This is a genomic window from Streptomyces sp. NPDC007929 (genome assembly GCF_042959065.1).
Classification (GTDB): Bacteria; Actinomycetota; Actinomycetes; order Streptomycetales; family Streptomycetaceae; genus Streptomyces.
In genome coordinates this window covers 376,733-396,786 of record NZ_JBIBKD010000006.1, presented here as the reverse complement: position 1 = coordinate 396,786, position 20,054 = coordinate 376,733, and the positions used below count along the sequence as shown (strand labels likewise).

At 69.6% G+C, this 20,054-nt stretch carries 18 protein-coding genes; 6 read left to right on the top strand and 12 right to left on the bottom strand.

The annotated features are described in order from the left end of the window. Positions 1-127: 127 nt before the first annotated feature. From ACFZDE_RS22580 to ACFZDE_RS22570, 3 genes are all read right to left on the bottom strand, one after another. Positions 128-3,790 carry a LamG-like jellyroll fold domain-containing protein gene (locus ACFZDE_RS22580; protein ID WP_391202170.1) on the bottom strand — a complete coding sequence of 1,221 codons (3,663 nt, stop codon included), beginning with the start codon at positions 3,788-3,790 and terminating at the stop codon, positions 128-130. A gap of 210 nt (positions 3,791-4,000) precedes the next feature. Further along, on the bottom strand, positions 4,001-5,365 hold the full coding sequence (locus ACFZDE_RS22575; protein WP_391202167.1) for a tyrosine-type recombinase/integrase: 1,365 nt from the start codon (positions 5,363-5,365) through the stop codon (positions 4,001-4,003). 379 nt (positions 5,366-5,744) lie between these two features. Then, a complete protein-coding gene (locus tag ACFZDE_RS22570) occupies positions 5,745-6,023 on the bottom strand; it encodes a hypothetical protein (RefSeq protein WP_391202164.1) in 279 nt (92 codons plus the stop codon). Between the two features lie 64 nt (positions 6,024-6,087). On the opposite strand from ACFZDE_RS22570, the gene ACFZDE_RS22565 reads away from it, so the two are divergent. Beyond that, on the top strand, positions 6,088-6,393 hold the full coding sequence (locus ACFZDE_RS22565) for a hypothetical protein (RefSeq protein ID WP_391202161.1): 306 nt from the start codon (positions 6,088-6,090) through the stop codon (positions 6,391-6,393). Here the strand turns inward: ACFZDE_RS22565 and ACFZDE_RS22560 are convergent. From ACFZDE_RS22560 to ACFZDE_RS22545, 4 genes are all read right to left on the bottom strand, one after another. Next, a protein-coding gene (locus ACFZDE_RS22560; protein WP_391202158.1) for an IS5 family transposase occupies positions 6,390-7,195 on the bottom strand; the annotation gives its coding sequence in 2 pieces (ribosomal slippage) (positions 6,390-6,844 and positions 6,844-7,195; 807 coding nt in all). The two genes, ACFZDE_RS22565 and ACFZDE_RS22560, sit on opposite strands and share 4 nt — an antisense overlap. Before the next feature lie 106 nt (positions 7,196-7,301). After that, positions 7,302-7,913 (bottom strand): DUF998 domain-containing protein, encoded by a 612-nt coding sequence (locus ACFZDE_RS22555; protein WP_391202155.1) that lies wholly within the window; start codon positions 7,911-7,913, stop codon positions 7,302-7,304. A 134-nt stretch (positions 7,914-8,047) separates the two neighbouring features. After that, complete coding sequence (locus tag ACFZDE_RS22550) at positions 8,048-8,617, bottom strand: hypothetical protein (RefSeq protein ID WP_391202153.1); 570 nt, start codon at positions 8,615-8,617, stop codon at positions 8,048-8,050. An 82-nt stretch (positions 8,618-8,699) separates the two neighbouring features. Further along, complete coding sequence (locus tag ACFZDE_RS22545) at positions 8,700-9,017, bottom strand: hypothetical protein (RefSeq protein WP_391001189.1); 318 nt, start codon at positions 9,015-9,017, stop codon at positions 8,700-8,702. A gap of 352 nt (positions 9,018-9,369) precedes the next feature. On the opposite strand from ACFZDE_RS22545, the gene ACFZDE_RS22540 reads away from it, so the two are divergent. Beyond that, positions 9,370-9,756 (top strand): hypothetical protein, encoded by a 387-nt coding sequence (locus ACFZDE_RS22540; RefSeq protein WP_391202150.1) that lies wholly within the window; start codon positions 9,370-9,372, stop codon positions 9,754-9,756. A gap of 19 nt (positions 9,757-9,775) precedes the next feature. On the opposite strand, the gene ACFZDE_RS22535 is transcribed toward ACFZDE_RS22540, so the two are convergent. Next, positions 9,776-10,762, bottom strand: a complete 987-nt coding sequence (locus ACFZDE_RS22535; protein WP_190899849.1) for a helix-turn-helix transcriptional regulator — start codon at positions 10,760-10,762, stop codon at positions 9,776-9,778. 161 nt (positions 10,763-10,923) lie between these two features. Between ACFZDE_RS22535 and ACFZDE_RS22530 the strand changes: the two genes are divergently transcribed. Together ACFZDE_RS22530 and ACFZDE_RS22525 are read left to right on the top strand one after the other, a co-directional pair. Continuing rightward, a complete protein-coding gene (locus ACFZDE_RS22530; protein ID WP_391001183.1) occupies positions 10,924-11,442 on the top strand; it encodes a hypothetical protein in 519 nt (172 codons plus the stop codon). A gap of 62 nt (positions 11,443-11,504) precedes the next feature. Beyond that, the gene (locus ACFZDE_RS22525; RefSeq protein ID WP_031104995.1) at positions 11,505-12,110 is read left to right on the top strand and encodes a response regulator transcription factor; all 606 of its coding nucleotides are present in this window, start codon (positions 11,505-11,507) and stop codon (positions 12,108-12,110) included. A gap of 188 nt (positions 12,111-12,298) precedes the next feature. On the opposite strand, the gene ACFZDE_RS22520 is transcribed toward ACFZDE_RS22525, so the two are convergent. The 4 genes from ACFZDE_RS22520 to ACFZDE_RS22505 form a co-directional block, all read right to left on the bottom strand. Then, complete coding sequence (locus ACFZDE_RS22520) at positions 12,299-13,414, bottom strand: 3-dehydroquinate synthase II family protein (protein ID WP_391202147.1); 1,116 nt, start codon at positions 13,412-13,414, stop codon at positions 12,299-12,301. Continuing rightward, on the bottom strand, positions 13,386-14,366 hold the full coding sequence (locus ACFZDE_RS22515) for a 2-amino-3,7-dideoxy-D-threo-hept-6-ulosonate synthase (protein WP_391001176.1): 981 nt from the start codon (positions 14,364-14,366) through the stop codon (positions 13,386-13,388). Before ACFZDE_RS22515 ends, ACFZDE_RS22520 begins: the two co-directional genes overlap by 29 nt. Continuing rightward, entirely contained in the window at positions 14,363-16,156 is a 1,794-nt protein-coding gene (locus ACFZDE_RS22510) for an AMP-binding protein (RefSeq protein ID WP_391202144.1), read from the bottom strand. Before ACFZDE_RS22510 ends, ACFZDE_RS22515 begins: the two co-directional genes overlap by 4 nt. A gap of 92 nt (positions 16,157-16,248) precedes the next feature. After that, a complete protein-coding gene (locus ACFZDE_RS22505) occupies positions 16,249-17,769 on the bottom strand; it encodes a multicopper oxidase domain-containing protein (protein WP_391202141.1) in 1,521 nt (506 codons plus the stop codon). 242 nt (positions 17,770-18,011) lie between these two features. Here ACFZDE_RS22505 and ACFZDE_RS22500 point away from each other — a divergent pair, with 242 nt between their 5' ends. Further along, positions 18,012-19,589, top strand: coding sequence for a SagB family peptide dehydrogenase (locus tag ACFZDE_RS22500; RefSeq protein WP_391202138.1), 1,578 nt, complete (start codon positions 18,012-18,014; stop codon positions 19,587-19,589). 162 nt (positions 19,590-19,751) lie between these two features. Beyond that, a complete protein-coding gene (locus tag ACFZDE_RS22495; protein WP_391001166.1) occupies positions 19,752-19,925 on the top strand; it encodes a thiazolylpeptide-type bacteriocin in 174 nt (57 codons plus the stop codon). Positions 19,926-20,054 lie beyond the last annotated feature (129 nt).

Genomic DNA, 20,054 nt, shown 5'->3' with positions numbered 1-20,054 from the left:
GATTGTCCGCTCCCACCCCGTTGTTCCGCGTCATGAAAGGCCGACAGAGCCGTGAAAGGCCGACGAGTGATGTGGTGTGGCGCTTCGGTGCGGCGCCACGATGGCGCCGCACCGCCGCTTCGCGAGGTCAGTCGCCCACGCGGACCTCGACCTGCTCCGGGCTCGCCATCGCCCCTGCCCACAGACGGACTTCAGAGACACGGGCGGGCAGGTAATGCCCCCACGCGCCATTCGTGAAGCCCTTGCCGATAGCGAAGTCCCCGCTGCCCAGCTGGACGGTGAACGCCTTCGCGTCGCCGTTCTGCCCGTAGCTCAGATAGAGGCTGATCGTGCCGTACACCGAGTCGTAGATACCGGTCAGCCGCACCGGGCTGTCCAGAGCCGCTACTTCGTCGGAGACGACCGAGGAGAAGGTGCCGTCAGCGTTCAGGCGGCCGAAGTGCCAGACACCGACGGGGATCGTGGTCTCCTCCAGTGTCTCCTCGTCCAGGACCGTGTCCTTGCCGGTCAGCTCGTACCACAGGCCCCAGGCCGAGCCGTCTTCCGTGCGCTGGCCCAGGACCTGGCCTGTGTATCCGATGTCCTTGCCCAGCAGCTTCGCGGAGTCCAGCTCGACGAGCGTGGACAAGGTGAAGGGGGCATGGTCGTACACCAGGGGGCCAGGGGCCGTGGCCGCGTCGTCGACTCCGTCCAGGACGATGGCCTCTTCGCCGATGGCGGCGCCTCCGGACAGGGTCAGGGTCCTGCCGTAGCCGGAGGTGGTGTCCGCGACCGTTGTTCCGCTTCCCCGGGCGGCGTTCCAGTCGGCCACGAGCTCGACGCCGGCGAACTTCTCTGACACCAGCAGCTTCGTCTCGTCCGCGACCTCCTCGTGGGTCAGGACTCGCTGCCAGACGGCGACTTCATCGATGGAGCCGGGAAAGTGGTAGGTGGCGTTGCCGCTCGGGAACTTGTAGCGGCCGAACTGCAGCCCTCCGGTGGACTCCCAGGAGCCCGCGCCGGTCGCCAGGGGCTGGCTCTGCCGACGGCCGTCCACATAGAAGATCAGCTCTTCCGTGGCCGGGTCGTAGCTGCCGGCCAGGTGGGTCCAGACTCCCGTCTGGGCGGCGTACACGGAGTACCTCCCTCGGAGGGTGGAGCCGTCCTGGTCGAGCACGCCGAAGAACCACTGCTTCACATCGGCGAGGTACCAGAGCACGAACGTGTTGCCCTGTCCCCCGGGCTGTGCGAGCACGGAGGCGTTCTTGCCGCCATCGTCCAGCCGCGCCCAGGCGGAGACCGTGTAGGCGGAGCGGGTCTCCAGCACCGGCGCGCTGGTCTCCGCATAAGCGGTGGTGCCGTTCAGAGACAGCCCCTTGTCCGTGATCGCCTCCGCCAGCGGCTGTCCCTCACTGTCGTGCGTGATCAGCCCGCGCCGCCCCCGGTCATCGCGAACCGCGCCGCCGCCCAGTGTCGCGTTGTCGCTGCCGTCGCCGGTCGCGGAATCCAGCGCCGTGCCGCTGGCCTCGTCGAAGTGCCAACGTCCGACCGGGCCTTCGCCCGCGGCAACAAGGAAGTCGACCACGTTCTGGGCACCCCAGCGGCCTACCGTGTCCTTCGCCCGCACATACAGGCTGTACGTGCCGGAGCTATCGGGCGTGATGTCCTTCGACACGGTCGATCCGTTGATGGCCGTCGACCAGGCGTCCTCGGAGGACAGCTTGTACTGGTAGGCGACGTTCGAGTCACCCGTGGCCGGGGCAAAGGTGAAGGTGCCCTTCTGGCCCGGTCCGCCTCCCGCCGCGCAGGCCGTGTCTGTGCAGGCGGAGTATGGGCTCCCTACAGTGATCTTCGGGGCCTTGGGGGCTGTCGGGTCGACCTTGAAGTAGCACCAGCCGGTCGTCGAGGCGTTCGACGGTCCCGACAGGTAGCTGCCACCGCTGTTGTAGTACGAGCGGACCCACGCCCGGTACCGGTAGAGCTTGCCCTCGGTCAGTGTCGACCAGGACTTGGTCAGCTTCACACCATCCCCGACGTACCCGGTGGAGGGGCTCAGATCACCGTTGCCCGCCGTGGTGTCCGACCACGTGCTGTCGCTGTTCTTGTGGTCGAGGTCGAAGTAGACCCGCAACTGCGCGTCCTTCTCACCGCCCGATGCGGTCTGCGCCGTCGCCGTCAGGGCCGGGGTGGGGTCGGAGACGATCGCCGGGTCCGACTCGGCCGTCTCACACACCGTGCCCGAGCCGGTCACCAGCCCGATGCCGGCCGGCTTGGCAGGCAGGCCGACGAAGTCGACGGACAGGACGGCATCGTTCTTGAACCGCTTCCAGGCACTGGTGTCGGACTCATCGTGGGCCCGGACCTCCAGCGTGAGCCGGGAGAACTTGCCGGCCGCGAAGTTGCGCACCGTCGGCGTGAGGTTCTCGTTCGTCTCCTCCGGGTTGTCGTTGAACTCGATCGGCGCGTCCGGGGAGTCCGGGTCACACAGCGAACCGCGTCCCGCCGACACGTGCCGGTCGCCCATCAGGTCGAGCGCCTTGGGCCGTGAGGACCAAGTGGTGGAGGAGGAGATGTTGTTCGTGCGCACCAGGTCCACCCAGCGCGGGTCGCACTGGAACGCCCACGGCTCGGTCACCCGGAACGTGGCATCCAGGACATGCTTGCCCTTCAGACTGGCCGGCGAGAACTCGAAGTACAGCCGCTGCACATATCCCGGACCGCAGTAATAGCCGTTCCAGGTCCCGCACTTGCCCGCGCCCTTGCCCAGGCCGTCATCCCCGTTGCCCCAGCCATACGACTCGTAGCCGTCACTGCGCAGCAGCGTGCGCTCGGACTCACCCCAAGTCACTGTCGGGTCGATGTACAGCGGAAACGCCGACGCCTCCGTCCCGGTCAGCATCTCCGCATCCGGGATCACGGTCAGCGCGTCGTCGGAGACCTTCACGTCCATGGTGGTGACGGTGTCACCCGCGCCGGGTTCAGCACCCTCTGCAGATGACGCACCCACCTCGGCCGGATCCGAGCCCACTGCGTCCGCGGCGTCCACCGAGGCTGCTGTAAGGGACATCGGCTGCGCACCGGATGCCGTGCCGGCAGAGTCCCACATCTGGGCTGGCGGAGCTCGGAAGACCCGGTTGCCGTCGTCGTCGATCGCGGTGAGGTTGCCTGCCTTCCCCTTGAGCAGACTCAGGCCGGTCGCCTTCAACGAGTAGTCGATCTGTGCCAGCTCCTCCTGGGTCGCGGCCTCAGGAGACTTCACCACCAGCACATGACGGAACCCCTCCACGGACGCCGTAACCCTCAGGTCGACGCCCGGAAGCACTTCCGCGTACACCGCACTGGCCCCGTCCAGCTCCGGCTTGGGGAGCATGCCAGGCCACCCCAACTGGAGCGACCGTCCCTGATCGGAAATCTTCACCAGCGGCTCGGCGTCCCCACCGCCGGAGAACTCCATCTCGACTGCCGCGGCCTTCGGCGCTACCGTTCCGTCCCCGCGGATCTCCAATATGGGGTCCGGCGCCTGCCAGCCCCCGCTGGACGTGGGCACCCGCACGGGAACCGCGGACTCCTCCAGCGTGAAGGTGAAGCCGTCCGGGTTGGCGAAAACCGTCGTGCGTTCCGACCGCTCTCCGACGACCTCGACCCGCTTCCCCGACTCCTGGGCCTCGGCGAGCGCCTTCTGCCCCTCCGACGGCGATGGCTGGGCCTCGTCCGCCACCGCCTGGGAAACCGGCCCCCAAGCAGGCAGAGATGCCAGCACTGCCGCCGTAGCCACAGCCGAAACCAGCGTCCGTATCGGTCTTCCGTGCATGCCGCCAGCGCGGCGCCCCCATCTCAAGCTCACAACCCCACCCCAAGATCACGACCCAGTCATGACTTTTGCTTGGCGCAATATTTGCCATGCTCATGAGAATGGAAACGTTGCGTGATGAATCTGTGACCGACGGGGGAAGTGATGCACTGTGGCTGTATCGGGGGCGCCGCTTCCGCAGGAGCTACTCCTGCACCCCGCGAAAGGCGCTCAAGCCGTTGCTCCTGTGGTTGCTCGCGCCAGGCCCGTATGACAGGGTGCCGTGACGAGCATGCGGTCGCAGAACGAGGACAAGACCCAGCCGCAGGCGGAAGCCTCGCGGCGCGCTGGCGATGCGGCAAGAGCGCACGCAACGCCCGTCGGGAACATCCACGCGTGAGCGATGCGTGAGCGGACGGCCCGATACAGGGCGGCATGAGCCGGATCGAGTGTCTCGGCATGCGGTTCTGACCAGGAGAAACCGCACCGCATAGCAGTGTCGAACACCCCCCGGCAAGGATCCGATCCCACTCCTAAAGCGGGTGTCGCAGGTTCGAATCCTGCCGGGGGCACAAGAAAGGGCCAGCTCAGGAGGCTTTCCTCCCAGGCTGGCCCTTCGTCGTGTTCGAGGCCGTGCCACACGCGTGCCACTAGAGTCCACGCGGAGTCCACATCCCCTAGTCGGCGGCCTCTCCCCCACCCTCGCGGATCATGGCTCCGACGATCGGCGATGGCCCGGTCACGGTCGCTGGTCATGTGCTGATAGATCAGCGCGGCGCGCGAGCTGCTGTGCCCCATCCTCGTCATCAGCTCCCGCGTGCTGGCCCCGGCCGTGGAGGCCAGCGTGTTGCCCGTGTGCCGCAGGTCGTGAAAGTGCAGTTCGGCCGTGACACCAGCTGCCTTCCGGGCCTTGACCCAGTCGTCGCGGAAGTTGCTGCGACGCAACTGCCCGCCCTGGGGTCCGACAAAGACGTGCCCCTCACGGCCGGAAGCGGCGAAGTGCTCCAGGTGGTGGGTGACCGCGTCGAGCAGTTCGGCCGGGAAGGAGACGGAGCGCACCCCGGCGGCGGACTTCGGCGCCTTGTCGAAGAGCCGACCGTCCTGCAATTCGGCCTGAGCACGGCGCACGGTGACGGTCAGCCCCTCCAGGTCGATGTCCCGGCGCCGCAAGGCCGCTAGCTCCCCGAACCGGAGAGTGGTGAAGGCCGCCAGGAGCACGAGCAGCCGATAGCGCGGCGCCATCGAGTCGGCCACGGCGAAGACCTCGGCCACTGTGAGGACAGGCCGTTCGGGCACGTCGTAGCGGTCCACACCCTTGATGCGGCACGGGTTGCGCCGGATCAGCTCGTCATCCACGGCAGTGTTCATCAGGGCGCGCAGCAGTTGGTACGCCTTGACCACCGTCGGCTCCCCGATGCCGGCCGCGAGGAGCTTGCCGCGCCAGCCGCGCACCCGGGCTGTCGTCACGTCGGCCACTCTCCCGGCCCCGAAGGTCGGCAGGATGTGCAGCCGCATCACCGATTCGTTCCGCTCACGGGTCCGGTCGGCAAGCTTCCGGTCCCGCAGCCAAGCGGTGGCGTACTCCTGGAAGTTCACCGCCCCGGCATCCGGGTCTGACCACTGCCCGCGCGCTACGTCCGACTCGATGTGTGTCAGAGCGACTTGAGCATCAGTCTTGGAAGCGTAGGTCTTCTCTGCCGGGCGTATTGCCCCGTCTCCGGGTCGCGATAGCGGACCTGCCAACGGCCGGACGGAAGCTGCCTGAAGCTCCGGCGCCTGCCTTGGCCGTTGCGGCGATCGTCTCCCTCTCCAGGCGGACGAGGAACCCGCGGACGTCGGAACCAGGAGAGCCCGAGTGCGCAAATGGTGCCGACAGCTCAGCAGCAGGTCAGGGCAATGGTCGATGAGGCGGCCGCACGTCAGGGCCGGCCGTGGTCAGTTGTGGATGATCAGGCGCCAACCAACCGGCCTCGCCTCAGCTCTCTTCGTCCTCGACCATGCCGATGGAGAGGGGAAACGACTCCAGGAACTCGCGCCGCGCAGGGTCTTGCTCCGCTTCGGCCAAGTCCCCCAGCACTCGCAAGAGCTGCTGACGCTGGTCTGAGGGCAGCCGCAGGAGCACCCCGCCCACGCTCTCCATCATCTTCACCGCCGAGTCGGGATCCACTTCCTCGTCCCCGCAGCTCTCCAGCCACCACACGACGTCGACGAGCAGGTTGGCGAGTGCCGGCACGAGTGGATTGCTGTCAGTCATTCGTGCAACTTAGACGATGTCTCAGTTGGCGTGATTGCTCGATTCCCAGGCAAGATGCACCGGCATGGCAGATCCGAAGCTTGAGCGTGTTAACGACATTGCCCTCACTGCGGTGCAGGCCCTGCTGGGGCTGATCTCCTCCGACGTGGTCGCGGTAGCGGTTGGGGTCGAGGAGGACAGAGTGCTGCTCTCTTTTTGGGTGCATCGCCATACCACCGAGATCGACGAAGACCTCGCCGATGCGATCGCCGACCTGGACGCCTTTCTCCAACCAGACGGCCCGCTGATCGAAGCGCGCGTCGTGGTGGGTGCTCCGGAGGCGGCCGTCATGGGACCGCACGAGCGCATGATCTATTGGGCCAAGTCCTAGACCTGCACTGCTCTGCGGTAGCAGATGAGGGCGCAGGCGATACCGACGAAGGCGAGGAAGTGGTCAGCGGTGCGTTCGTAGCGGCGATGCAGGCGGCGGCAGCCGTTGAGCCACGACATGGTGCGTTCGATCACCCAGCGGTGCCGGCCCAGGCGGCCGGATGACTCGATGCCGCGGCGGGCGATGCGCGGGACGATCTGTCGTCGCCGCAACCAGTTGCGCAGGTGGTCAAAGTCGTAGCCCTTGTCCGCGTGGAGCTTGGCCGGTCGGCGTCGTCTGGGCCCGTAGCGGGAGCGGATGGGTGGGATGCCTCGCATGAGCGGGATGAGGGCCCGGCTGTCGTGCAGGTTGGCGCTGGAGATGCCCACTGAGATCGGCAGGCCGTTGCGGTCAGAGATGACGTGGATCTTCGACCCGAGTTTGCCGCGATCGGTCGGATTCGGTCCGGTCAAGGGCCCCCTTTGACCGCCCTGACACTGACCGAATCGATCGCGCACCGGGACCAGTCCAACTCGCCGTTCGCGCCGAGCCGGTCAAGCACGACGCGGTGCAGCTTGGCCCATACCCGGGCTTTGGACCAGTAGGTGAAGCGGCGGTGCACCGTCTGCCAGGACGCACCGAAGACGGGCGGCAACTGCCGCCAGGTACAGCCCGACGTGGCCACGAAGATGACTGCAGCGAGCACCGCACGGTCGGCGCACCGCCGACGGCCCCCACCTTGTGCGCGAGCCGGTGGTTCCGGCGCCACGTCCAGGAAGATCTCCCATAACCGATCCGGCACGAGCCGTTCAACTATCCCCATGCAAGGGCAACGAGCCAACGCCAACTGAGACATCGTCTTAGCCGAGTCCCATGACATCGCGGCGTGGCTCCGTCAGCTTTGGACCTGCCAGCCGTGTGGACGACCGTCAGCCGCGGAGAGTGCGCACAGCGAGCAGCGTCTGCCAGGTCCAGCCGATCGTGAGTGAAACGCGCTGGATCAGTCCGCCCAGAGCCACCCAGCGTGGATGCTGGCCGAACGCGGTACTGGCCAGCGCCATCGTGGCGGCGAAGAGCACTCCGCTGGCGATCGAGTAGAGGGCCCATCCCGGCGAGCTGGACAGGGCGAAGACGAAGCAGGCTGCGGTGAGGGCGAGGAACCCGATCAGGGAGAACAGGTCATGCAGGGTTCCTGTGCGGGTGGGGTGTTGGAGCTGGTCGGGCGTGCCGACGGGGTAACCGCTCACCGGATCCGTGCGGCAGACGCCTGCACCCAGCAGACCGGCCGCCCACACGCCGATCAGCAGCGCACCCCAGTGGGAGGGCCCAGCACGCCACAAACCCACGGCGAAGATCAGGGACAGCGAGGCCGCGAAGAGGAAGTTGACGGTCTGCATGTACCCGGAGCGGCCGAGGGTGAGCGAACTGACGGGATGGCGGAGCGGCTTGTAGTCCGCACGGCTGGCGCCTTCCAGTAAGTACGCGGCCGTGAAGAGAGGTCCGGCGGCCACCCCACAGGCGAGCAGCGTTTGATCAACCATCTTGTCAACATAGATTGACACCGCCGAGCCGTCAACCGTGGTTGACACCCGGCATCGCTGATCCATTGGGCCGGCTCCCAGGCATCGCTGACCTGAGCGGCAATCGAGGGTGTGAGGACCACCCGTTGCGGGGGTCAGGGGTGTGTGCTCAGGTCTTCTGTCAGACGGCCGTCCTGGTCCAGGGTCCAGCTGACTCCGGCGGCGTCCTTGAACTGGCAGGTCGGGTGGATGTGCTCCAGGCGGTCGATGTGGGTCGGCTGGGACGAGAAGGCGACCACGTGGCCCGGGCCCATGACGCAGGGTTGGTCCATCAGGATGTGGTCAGGGCTCAGTCGAGCCGCCTGCGGTTCTTCCCAGCCGTTGTAGTCGACGGTCACATCGGTGATGGCTTCGTCCGACTGGTTGGTGACTTCGGCGGAGTACCACGCGCTGTCGGGTCCGTCGGGGAAGTCCTGCCCTGCTGATTTCTGCAGGCTGAACTTCACCCCGCGTGCCTGGGCGGTGTGCCGGTCACGGACTTCGGCGGCCAGCGCCTTCCGTTCCAGCCGGAAGATCTCGAGTTGTTCCTTGTTGAGCTCCTGCTGGGCCCTCAACTGATTCGTCTGCTGACGCACGGTGAAAGCCGTGAAACCGAGCGCTGCCGCACCGGCGACACTTCCGAACCAGGTGGGAGCATCGCCCCAGTTGATCGATCCCAGATCCATCCGCCGACCCTATGCCACAGGAACGCGGCACACCCCGGCCTTGCTGACCTTCCTCCCCGCTCTGCGCCGTCGCCGCCGCGCGCTACCCACCGGCAACCATGGAAGAGACCAGCACCGCCCCGCCGAACAGGACGATCAGCTGCACGGTGCCGGGGATGCGCCAGCCCAGGACGAGGAGGCCGCCGCCGGTCAGCACCGCGCCGCCGCACAGCAGCCACAGTGCTTGCGACGCCGCCCGTGACGCACTCGTCGGGACGACGCCGTCGCTTTCGTAGCCGTCGGCCCATCCCGCGATGCCGACGCTGTACACCGACCAGGCGATGACCATGAGGTCGATGACGAGCAGCGCCAGGCTGACGCCGATCTGGCTGCCGGTCGTCGGTCTTTTCGACTGGCTCATGCCCCTTGCCGACCTGTTCGGGGATGACGTGCCATCACATGCATGTCCACAGCTTGGAGTTGCGGCACGGGCTCGCGCATCCGTACGGGTACTCAGACGCCCGGGCCCGGGCGAGGAACGTGTCGTGTTCGGCAGGGCGGTGCCGCCCACGTCGGGTCCCCGGAGTGCAACTCCCTGCCAGGCAGCTTCCTGGCGTGGCCGGATGCGGACAGGGGGGTCGGCGGGGTGGTTGTCTCTACTCAGCGGCCGGGAAGCGCGGGGAACGCGGAACGGTCCGGGGGAGCTGAAGCACCACTGGCTCCATGCGCATCGTCGCAAAGGTCCTGACTCACGCAGGGAACGGAGACCAGAAATGATCCGCATCACCAAGCGTTGTTCCGCCGCCGCCGTCGTCGTCGGTTCGGCCGTGCTCGCCACGCTCGCCTGGGCGGCGCCGGCTCAGGCCGCGGGCCAGCAGGGGACGGGCCCGCAGGGGGCGACCGGCTCGGTCACTGCCGTGCAGGGGGCGGCGGCCGGGGCGGCTGTTTCCGTGCGGGGCGGGGTCCCGGGTGACATCGTGCTGCCGCATCTGCCGGGTACGCCCGATGACTTCACCTGGACGCCGGTGCCCCTGGGCGGCGACGACTTCACCTGGACGCCGGACCCGCTGCACAACCGTGACGACTTCACCTGGCACCGGTCGCCGGCCGAGGGTCCCGACGACTTCACCTGGCAGCCCGGTCCGGTGGGCGAGCGGTGATTCCGCCCGGGACCGGTCCTCAGATCCACTGGCGGCGGGCCGCCTGGACTCCGGCCTCGAAACGGCTGGAGGCGCCCAGGCGCTCCATCAGTTCGGCCATGATGCGGCGTTCGGTGCGGACGCCGATGCCGAGGGCGCGGGCCACCGCCTCGTCGGTGAGGCCGGTGGCGAGGAGTTGCAGAAGTTTGCGCTCCTGCGGGGTGAGGCCCTGCGGGTCGTCGTCGGGTGAGGGGTGCTGATGGAACGGCGTCGCGTGTTCCCAGTAGGCCTCGAACAGGGCCCGCATGGCGAGCACCACGGGCCGACTGTGGAACATCAGCGCCGCGGGGCCCGTCTGGCCGGGCAGGTTGGCCACGATGGCCGCGGTCGTGTCGATGATCAGCAGTCTCATCGGCAGGGTCGGCGAGGTGCGGATCTCGCTGTTGTGCTCCGCCATCCACTGCGCGTGGGATCTCGTCACCCGGTCGTTGACGGCACTGTCGAGGTAGATCGAGCGGAAGCGCACGCCCCGGGCGAGCGCGCGTTCGTTCAGCGGCCGGGAGGCCTCGATGGCCTCCTTGGTCAGCCCGCCGACGGGGTGGAAGACGAGGGACTCCTGCTGGCACGACTCGGCGAGGGCCTCCAGCCGGATGCGGATCTCGTCGACGTTGTCGAGCTGCTCGGTGCCGTCCGAGCCGGATCCGCCCGACGCCGTGTACTCGGCGGCGAGTGCGGCGAGGGCCGCGCGGTTCTGCTCGATGCGCTGCTGCCGCCAGGCCAGTTCGTCCTGTTCCCGCTGGAGCAGGACCTTCAGGCCGAGCGAGGGGTTCACCGCGCGCAGTGAGCCGGGTGAGTCACCCGACGGAGCGAGCAGCGACAGGTCCGACAGGCGCATGAGTGCCGCGTGCACGTCGTCGGGGCCGATGTCGAGGAGCTCGGCGAGCTTGTCCGGATCATGCTGCTTGTGGAACAGGATCGCGCGGTACACCGCGAGGGTCTGCTGATCGAGCGGCGATACGTCGTCCACGTGGCATCTCCCCCTTGAACCACATGTGAACCGCATGTCTGGTCCGGACCGTCGCGCCGGCTCGAGAGCGACAGCGCGGCACGGGGGAGGCGTCGCAGGTCGGTCGAAGTTCCCCCGTAGATCGTTCACATATTGGCCACGTTACCCGCTCAGGAGTTCCGGTGTCGCACACAGTCGCACATGTATCACCGCCGTTGCAGGGCTGTGTCGTGCTCGTCGTGGACGCCACCACCGGCGTCGGGCGGCGGGTCACCAGTCAGCTGTGCGCGCTCGGCGCGGCGGTCGCCGTGGTCGGTGCCGGGCATCCGGGGCGCGACGACGACGCCGCCACCAATGCGGCGTTCCTGTGCAAGGAACTGGCCGGAATCGGGCTGGTCGCGCTGCCGTATCAGGCCGATGTGGAACGGCCGGAGAGCTTCGGTGCGCTGACCGGTCAGATCGCCGCCGACCTCGGGCCGGTGACCGCCAGTGTGGTGGTCGTGCCGTCCGCAAGCGGAGGCGGGCGACTGGGTCCGGCGTTCCGTGTGCTGTCGGGGGTCGTCGCGGCCTCGCTGCCGGCCGGCGCCGAGCACATCGAGGTCGATGTGGGCCGTGAGGGCTTCGGTCTTGAGGAGGCGGCCCAGGCGGTGGTGGAGCGGCTGGTGCGGCTGCACGAGCGGTGGCGCACCCCCTCCGGCTGACGGACACCGCCTGTCATGTTTTTCAGAGTCTTTGCCTTAGTCCTGCCGTACGGGGGTCGAGCATGTCGATACGCATAGTCCTCGCTGGTGATCACCAACTCGTGCTGGAGGCCTTCGCCGAGACGCTCAACGGCGTCGACGGGCTGGAGGTCGTCGGTCTGGCCACGTCGTACGACTCCGTGCAGCCGGCCGTGGAGCGGCACCGGCCCACGGTGCTGCTGCTCGGCGAGTCCACGATGGGCGGGAAGGCGCTGCGCGTCGCCACGGATGTGCGCAGCCGGCATCCGCGGTGCGGGGTCGCGCTGATGGTGGGGGCGGCCACGTCATCGGTGGTGGACCGGGCCGTGGCGGCCGGTGCGCTGGGTGTCGTGCCGAAGAACGCCCGGCTCCCCCAGCTGGTGACCACGCTGATGGGCGTCGCGGGCGGCTGTCTGACCGTCGACCCGTCCCTGCTGCGGCCGGTCTCCGTCGGTGAACTGTCCCTCAGCACGCGGGAGATGGACGTGCTCCGGCTCACGGCCGGCGGCGCGACGGTGAAGGAGATCGCGGGCGAGCTGTATCTGGCGGCGGGCACGGTACGCAATCTGACGTCCGCCGCGATCAAGAAACTCGGCGGGCGCAACCGCTTCGACGCGGCGCGCATAGCCGGGGAACACGGGTTGCTGTGAGGGCGCGGGCGCGGGCGCGGTGGGCGGCGCGAGCGGTGTGGACGACGGTGGTGCGGGCCGTGCCGGCGGTGGGGGAACGCGCGCCGGCCCCGGCACGAGGGGTGCCGGGGCGGGGCGTTGGTGCCGTGCGAGCCCTGGGCGGGCTGGTGCGTTCGCTACGGCGTGGGGTGTGCGGTGTGGTGCCGGGGTCACTTCTCCAGGCAGAACTCGTCGATGGGATAGCCGACGTGGCGGTCGGCCGTGGGCAGGTGGCCCAGGATCGTGTCGCCGGGCTTCAGCTCCGTGGAGTTGAGGACGGCGGCGTTCGGGCCGAGGACGCGCACGTGCCAGTCGTCCTGGAGGATCAGGTTGACCGTCTGCCCGCTCGGGGCGACCGCGTCGATGGAGATCAGCGGACGGGTCTCGATCTTGACGCGGCCGACGCTGACGGGCCGGGTGCGGCCCTTGACGTCGACGGCCAGCACCTTGCTGCCGGCGTGGAGTTCGCTGAGGTAGTGCGTGCGGCCGGCCTGCGAGACGGTGTACGAGTGCAGGGCCCCGGCGTTGACGCGGAAGGGGCGGGTCGGCATGTACGGCAGCGGGTGGGTCTCGCTGACACACAGCACCATGCCCTTGGAGTGCGAGCCGACGAGGATGCCCTCGTCCTTGCGGAAGTGCGTCGTGGTGTCGACGCACGCCCGCTCCCCCATGCCGATGTGCGTGGTGCGGGTGACGGTGAGTTCGACCAGGTCGATCTCGCCGCCCCGGGCGCTGGCGGCGGTGCGCAGGGCGGTGGCGTCGCCGACGGTGTTGGCCCGCATCAGCACGCCGTCCGAGCCCAGTTCCAGGACGCCGTAGATGATCTCGGCCTCCTCGGTGTTGGACGCGGTGGTGATGATGGAGCCGGGGGCGCCGGTGGCGGCGGCGATCACGATCTCCAGCGGGATCTTGGTGGGGTCGCGGAAGTCCAGCACGCTCCACGGCTCCAGGCGGGCCGCGAGGCAGGCGTCCTCCAGGGTGTCGGCGTCGACGATCTCCACGTACCGGCCGAACTCGACGTCCGGGTGCGCCTTCTGGAGCGCCGTACGGGCCTCGCGCGGGCCCGGGACGACGACCAGGTCGGCGGCGCCCAGGTCGGCGGGGACGGCGTCGAGTCCGTCCTCGAAGAGCAGGACCTTGCGGACGGTGGGCGGCAGCCCGGCGAAGGCGGCCGGGTCGGCGGCGACGATGCCGTCGATGCGCTGGTGCAGGGCCTCTTCGAGGACGGCCTGGGTGGCGTTGCCGGCTCCGCGGATGTCAAGCCAGCACAGTTTTGCGTCCGTCATGATGCGGACCTCCTGTCGGGTCTGAGGAGTACGAAGGGTCGGAGAGGTGGGGCGTGTCGTTCTCGAGCGGGGAGCCGGGCGCGCCGAGATGGGCCGGGGCGTCCAGGTGATCGGGGGTCAGCCGCTCCGCACGGTGCGCGTCGGCCGGGAAGGCCAGCGGGGCGAAGTGCTGCTCCGGGAAGTGGTGGATCAGTCGGGCGACCTTGGCGGCGAGCTGCCGCGGGTCGGAGGCCTGGAAGATGTTGCGGCCCATCGCCACCCCGCCCGCGCCGCCGGCCAGGGCGTCACGGACGTAGGCCAGCACGTCCTCCTCGGTGGGCATCGCGGGTCCGCCCGCGACGAGGACGGGCACCGGGCAGGCCGCGGTCAGGTCGAGCATCTCCGCGGTCGAGCCGAGGAAGACGGTCTTGACCAGGTCCGCGCCCAGGTCGGAGGCGACGGTGACGGCGTGCGCCACCAGGTCCGGGTCGCGCGGGTCGGTGACCCGGGGGCCGCGCGGGTAGACCATGGCAAGCAGCGGCAGGTTCCACCGGTCGCAGGCGTCGGCGATCCGCCCGAGGTCGCCGATCTGCTGCCGCTCGTCGTCCGAGCCGACGTTGACGTGGACGCTCACCGCGTCCGCGCCGAGCCGGAGGGCCTCCTCGACCTGCGTCACCACGTACTTGGCGTCGGGGTCGAGGGCCTGGCTGGTGGACGCGTTGAGGTGGATGATCAGCGACATCGCGGCGAACCGCTCCGGGCTGATGTGCCGGACGCTGCCCTTGTGCACCACGACCGCGTCCGCGCCGCCGGCGGCGAGCTGCCCGGCGAGGTGGTCGAGGCTGGTGCCCTTGGGAGCGACGGGCCCGTCGCTGATCGAGTGGTCGAGAGGGGTGATCATCAGGCCTGCCGTGCTGTGGCGGTAGAGCCGCCGCAGCCTCAGTGACCTGGCGAAGTGGCCGAATGTGGTCATGGGATGCCCTTTCTGTTGCGCGGATCGCTGCGCGTACGCCGGTCGGTGGCCCGGCGGGCGTCTGGTCCGGCGGAGCCGCCGGGATCGGGCGGACCGGCGCCACGCGGCTCGGCGGACGGACCGGACGAACCAGCGCCACGCGGCCCGACGGGCGGTCCTGACTCACCGGGCCGGGCTGGTACCGGCGGCGGACCAGACTCACCCGGCCGGGCAGGTACCGGCCGCGGTCCAGACCCCCCGGGACGGGTCCGTACTGGGGCGGTGACCTCTCGCAATCTGGTCCGGTCCGGTTTGCCGGACGGCGTCAGCGGGAGTTCGGGCCAGACCGAGACACCGACCGGGGCGTGTTCCGGGGTGAGCGTCGCGGCGACGTAGCCGCGCAGGTCGCAGGAGGTGTGGCCGGCGCCGGAGTGGAGTTCGACGGCGGCGTGGACCTGTTCCACCAGGTCGTCGTCGCGTACGCCGAACACCGCCGCCTGCCGCACCTGCGGGTGCTGGAGCAGCGCCGCCTCGATGGCGGCCGGGTCGAGCTTGAGGCCGCCGTGCTTGATGACGTCGCCGACCCGGCCGTCGAGCCGGAGGTAGCCGTAGCGGTCCCAGTGCCCGAGGTCTCCGGTGCGCAGCCAGCCGTCCCGGTAGGTCGCCCGGGTCAGCTCCGCGTCGTCGAGGTAACCGGCGGACACGGTAGGCGAGTTGATCCAGATCTCGCCGGTGCGGCCGCGGCCCAGCGGGGCGCCGGAGTCCGCTGCCCGGATCTCCACGCGCACCCAGGGGAAGGGGCGGCCCGCCGAGCCCAGCAGTTCGGGTTCCCGGTGGTCGAGCGGCGTGAGACTGCTGATGCCGCCCGCCTCCGTGGTGCCGTACACCTGGATGAGGACGTCGCCGAAGACCCGGACCGCCTGCCGGACCCGCTCGGGGGCTGCCGGTGTGCCGCTGTAGGTGACGCGGCGCAGCGAGGACAGGTCGAACGACGTGACCAGCGGATGGTCGAGCAGGCGGTACAGGTGGGGCACCGCCAGGTAGACGTCGGTGACGCCCAGTTCGGCGATGGCCGTCAGGGTCGCGTCGGCGTCGAACTCGTCGTGCAGGACGACCGTGCCGCCTCCGCACAGCACGGCGTCGGCCATGGGAGCCGTGGTGTGGCTGACCGGTGTGACGGACAGCAGCGTCGCCGGGCCCCGTGGGTCGAGGCCGGTGGCGAGCCGGTGGACGAGGTGTTCGCGGGTGCCGTAGCGCTGGGCGACCATCTTGGGCCGGCCGGTGCTGCCGCTGGTGAAGTCGACGACGGCGAGGTCGTCGGGGCGTGGCGGCGGGGCCGCCGGCACGGTGTCGTGGCCGTCCGCCGTGCGCGGGATCGCCCGCACGGTCAGTCCGGGCCTGCGCCGCGCCAGCCATCGGCCGCGGGCGGTGCTCTCCTCGTCGGTGTCGTCCACCAGCAGCAGCGACACCCCGAGGTCACGCAGGAGCCCGGTCTGGGTGGCGACCGAGAAGGTCTCGGTGTCCGTGCGCGGGTTCATCGAGCGGACGTAGACGGAGGTGGCGCCGAGCAGATGGACGGCCCAGCGGGCGCTGAGCATCAGCGGGTGGTTGGGGCCGGTCAGGATGGCGACGGTGGTGCCGGGGCGGACGCCGTGGGAGTGCAGGAGCGCCGCGCTGCCCAGGACGGACGCGCGCAACTCGCCTGCCGTCACCGTCCGTTCCGGCCGGTGCAGAGCGACCCGGGTCGGGTCCCGGCCGAGTGCGGCGAGAACGCGGCGGGCGTAAGGCCGCTCGATTGCCTCGGTGTTCATGGTCCTCCTTTCCTGGAAAGGAAATCGGTCGGAAGCCGGTCGAAATTCGGTCGGAAGCCGGTCGGAAGCCGGTCGGAATTCGATCGGCGGATTCAGGCGATCTTCATTTGCGCCATCATTCCCATGGCGCTGTGGTCGATCATGTGGCAGTGGTACGGATAGACACCGCGGTGCGAATCGAAGGTGAGCTGGAGTTTCGCCGTCTGGCCGGGGAAGAGCAGCACCGTGTCCTTCCAGCCGGTCTCCGCCGGATAGGGCGGCTGGCCGTCCCGTTCGAGAATGCGGAACTGCACCAGGTGGGTGTGGAAGTTGTGCGGCACGGTCGCGCTCTTGTTGGTGACCGTCCACACCTCGGTGCTGCCCCACTTGATGTGGGTGTCGATGCGGTCGGGGTCGAAGGTCTTGCCGTTGATGTAGGCCCGGTGGCCGCCGGAGCCGGGCTCGTCCATGGAGAGTTCGAAGTCGCGCTCCACGGTCGGCTCGGGCAGGGCCGGCAGCGTGGCGAGGGTGTCCGGGACCCTGCTGGTGTCGGCGGTGCGCTCGCCGATGTCGAACCGCATGACCTGGCCGACGAGTTCGGTCGGTCCTGGGCCCAGCATGTTGGCGAGGGTCAGCTTGGTGCCGGGGGCGTACTTCGAGAAGTCGACGACGAAGTCGATGCGCTCGCCGGGCGACAGGACCAGCACGGGCGTCTCGGCGGGCGCGGCGAGCAGGCCGCCGTCGGTGCCGATCTGCCGCACCGGGTGCTGGGTGGCCGAGCCGTCGGAGAGCGCCAGGATGAAGATGCGCAGGTTGCAGGAGTTGACCAGCCGGAAGCGGTACTTGCGGGCCTCGACCTTGAGGCGGGGCCAGGGGCGGCCGTTGACCAGGATGGTCGTGCGGTTCTCCGCGTCGTCCATCGTGTAGACCATCTGGGCGCCCGCGTCGAAGTGCGCGTCGCGCAGCACCAGCGGGATGTCGTACTTCCCGGACGGCAGGCCCAGCCGGTCCTCGGCGGGGTCGCGCAGCAGGTACAGGCCCGACAGGCCCCGGTAGACGTGCTCGGACTCCATGTGGTGCGCGTGGTCGTGCGTCCACAGGGTGGCGCCGGGCTGCTCGTTCTCGTAGACGTAGGTGCGCTTGCGGCCGGGGGCGATGGTGTCCATCATCCCGCCGTCGTGCGCCACCGGGTTGTTGCCGCCGTGCAGGTGCACCGAGGTCGGCATGTCCAGCGCGTTGACCTGCTGGACGACCGTGGTGCGGCCGGTGCGGGCGCGGATGGTGGGGCCCGTGAACGAGCCGTTGTAGGTGAGGGCGTCGGTGCGGGTGCCCGGCAGGATCTCCACGCCCGCGCGGCGCATGGTGATCCGGTAGAAGTCGGCGTTCCTGGTGCGGCGGTAGGGGGCCAGGACCGGTGGGATCGTCAGGGGCAGCGAGAAGGGTTCGACCGGGGCGGCTGCCGCACCGGCCGGGGCGGCCTTCCCCGCGGCGGCTCCGTCGGCCGCGGCGGCTCCCTCGGCCGCCGCGGCCGGCTGTCCGGCGGTGAGCGTCCGGAAGACCCCGCCCGCCGCGCCGACCGCCCCGACGGCGCCGGTGGTGAGACCGAGACGTATCGCATGTCGACGACTGAACACGAGGTTTTCCTTCACTGTCGGTGAGTTGCGGGGAGAATTCCTGTTCCGAGGATGCGCGCCGGGTGCCGAATGTCCGAGCGATTGAAGTCCGCCCCTGTCATCTGTCATGTATTCCATGACCCCGGTCACGAGCGGGAATGGCGACTGTCATTCGGTGCGGCCGGGGCGGGGGGAGCCGGTGTAGCGGGCCGCAGAGTGGATTTCGACAGGTCCGCCCACGCGAGTCGAGTACCGGAGGCCCGATGAATCCCGCAGGCACGAAAGCGATCACCGAGAAACCCCCCGGGTCCGCCGCCCGGGCGCTGCGCACCGATGTGCGGGTGACGTTCGACGACGGCTCGCACACCGCGCTGCTGAGGGGGCCCGTCACCTCCCTGGTCCTGCGCCCGGTGCGCGGCCCGTTGCGTACGGTCCTGCTCCGGCTGGCCGAGGGGCCGCTGCCGCGCGAGGAGCTGTACGAGGGGCTCGACGCGGCCGGCCGGGAGCGGGCCGACGCCCTGCTCCAGCGGGCCGGGCAGCTGCTGGCGTACAGCGTGCTGACGCAGGACGAGCCGCCGCTGCGCCGGGAGTTGCTGCGGCTGGAGCCGACGGCGCGGGACGCCGGGCACCGGGTCGCGGAGGTGGCCGCGGGCGACCGCGTCCGGCTCTCCCGGTTCGCGCTCTGCCGTACCCGCGAGGGCGTGCTCGTCCTGGAGTCGCCGCTGGTGAAGTTCCGCGCGGTGCTGGTGGACCGGGCGGCGCGGGAGCTCGCCGCCGCCCTGGGGCAGCCGGGCCGGGCGGGGAGCGCCGGGGAGGTCACCGGGCTGAGCGAGGCGGAGACCCTCGACGTCCTGGCCCACCTGGTCGGTCTGGGGTTCGCCGAGGTCGCCGGGCCGGACGGCACCTTCGCCTCGGACAGTGAACCGGTGCTGCGGCAGTGGGACTTCCACGATCTGCTGTTCCACTCGCGGGTCCGCTCGGGGCGTCACGACGGTGTCTTCGGGGCCGTCTACCCCTACCGGGGCGAGATCGACCCGCTGCCCGCCGTGAAGCCCGCGCCGCCCGGCCCGGTGACCGAGCTGTACCGTCCGCGCCGCGCCGACCTCGACGCCGCCGACCCGTCGCTGACCGCCGCCATCGAGTCCCGCCGCTCCCACCGCACCTTCGGGCAGCGGGCGTTGACGGCGCGGGAGCTGGGCGAGTTCCTGTACCGGGTGCAGCGGGTGCGCGTGCACCGCACCCCGGGCGCGGACTCCCCGGGCGAGGACGAGGTGGTGTCACGGCCGTATCCGAGCGGCGGCTCGCTGTACGAACTGGAGTTGTACGTCACGGTGTTGCGCTGTGACGGGCTGGAGCCGGGCGTCTACCACTACGACTCCTACGCGCACCGCCTGGTCCTGGTCAGCGCCGAGGAGGCGGACCGGCGGGCACTGCTGGGCGTCGCGTCGCGCTCGGTGGGCTTCGACGTCCATCCCGATGTGCTGTTCACGGTGACCTCGCGCTTCCAGCGGATGGCGTGGAAGTACCGGGCGATGGCGTACGCGACGACGCTGCGGCACACCGGGGTGCTCTACCAGACCATGTATCTGGTGGCCACGGCGATGGGTCTGGCGCCCTGCGGGCTGGGCAACGGCGACGCCGACCTGTCGGCGCGGGTGCTGGGCCTGGACTACCTCCAGGAGTCCTCGGTGGGCGACTTCCTGCTGGGTACGCCGGCCGGCGGCACCGGGCTGCCCGCGGACCCGGGCGAGGAATGGCACATGGTGAACAGCCCTGACTGGGCAATTCCGCTCGACGGCCCCGAAAACCCGGGCGGCGGCGATAAGTCATCCACCCCGTGATAAATGTCAGCCGGCGGCCGCGAACCCTGGCGCCGGGGTGATGGCCCGAGCAATATGGATGTCAGAGCCGGACGGGACGGAAACAATCCCGGAAGGCGACCAGGAATTCACGGCCGGGATTTCCGGTGACGGAATGCACGGCCTCGACGAAAGGAATGCGACATGACCGCCAAGGACATCAAGAACCAGGACGCGGACAAGGCGTTCGACGGCTTCGACGCGGACGAGCTGGAGACCCTCGAGGTCACCGACGGCGTCGCCCTGCCGGAGATGGGCGCCTCCAGCGGCTCGATCGGCACCTCGTCCTCCTCGTCCAGCACCTGCTCGGCCTGCTGAACCACTCACCCCGGATCTTCGGAAGGATTTCGACATGACCGCCAAGGACATCAAGAACCAGGACGCGGACAAGGCGTTCGACGGCTTCGACGCGGACGAGCTGGAGACCCTCGAGGTCACCGACGGCGT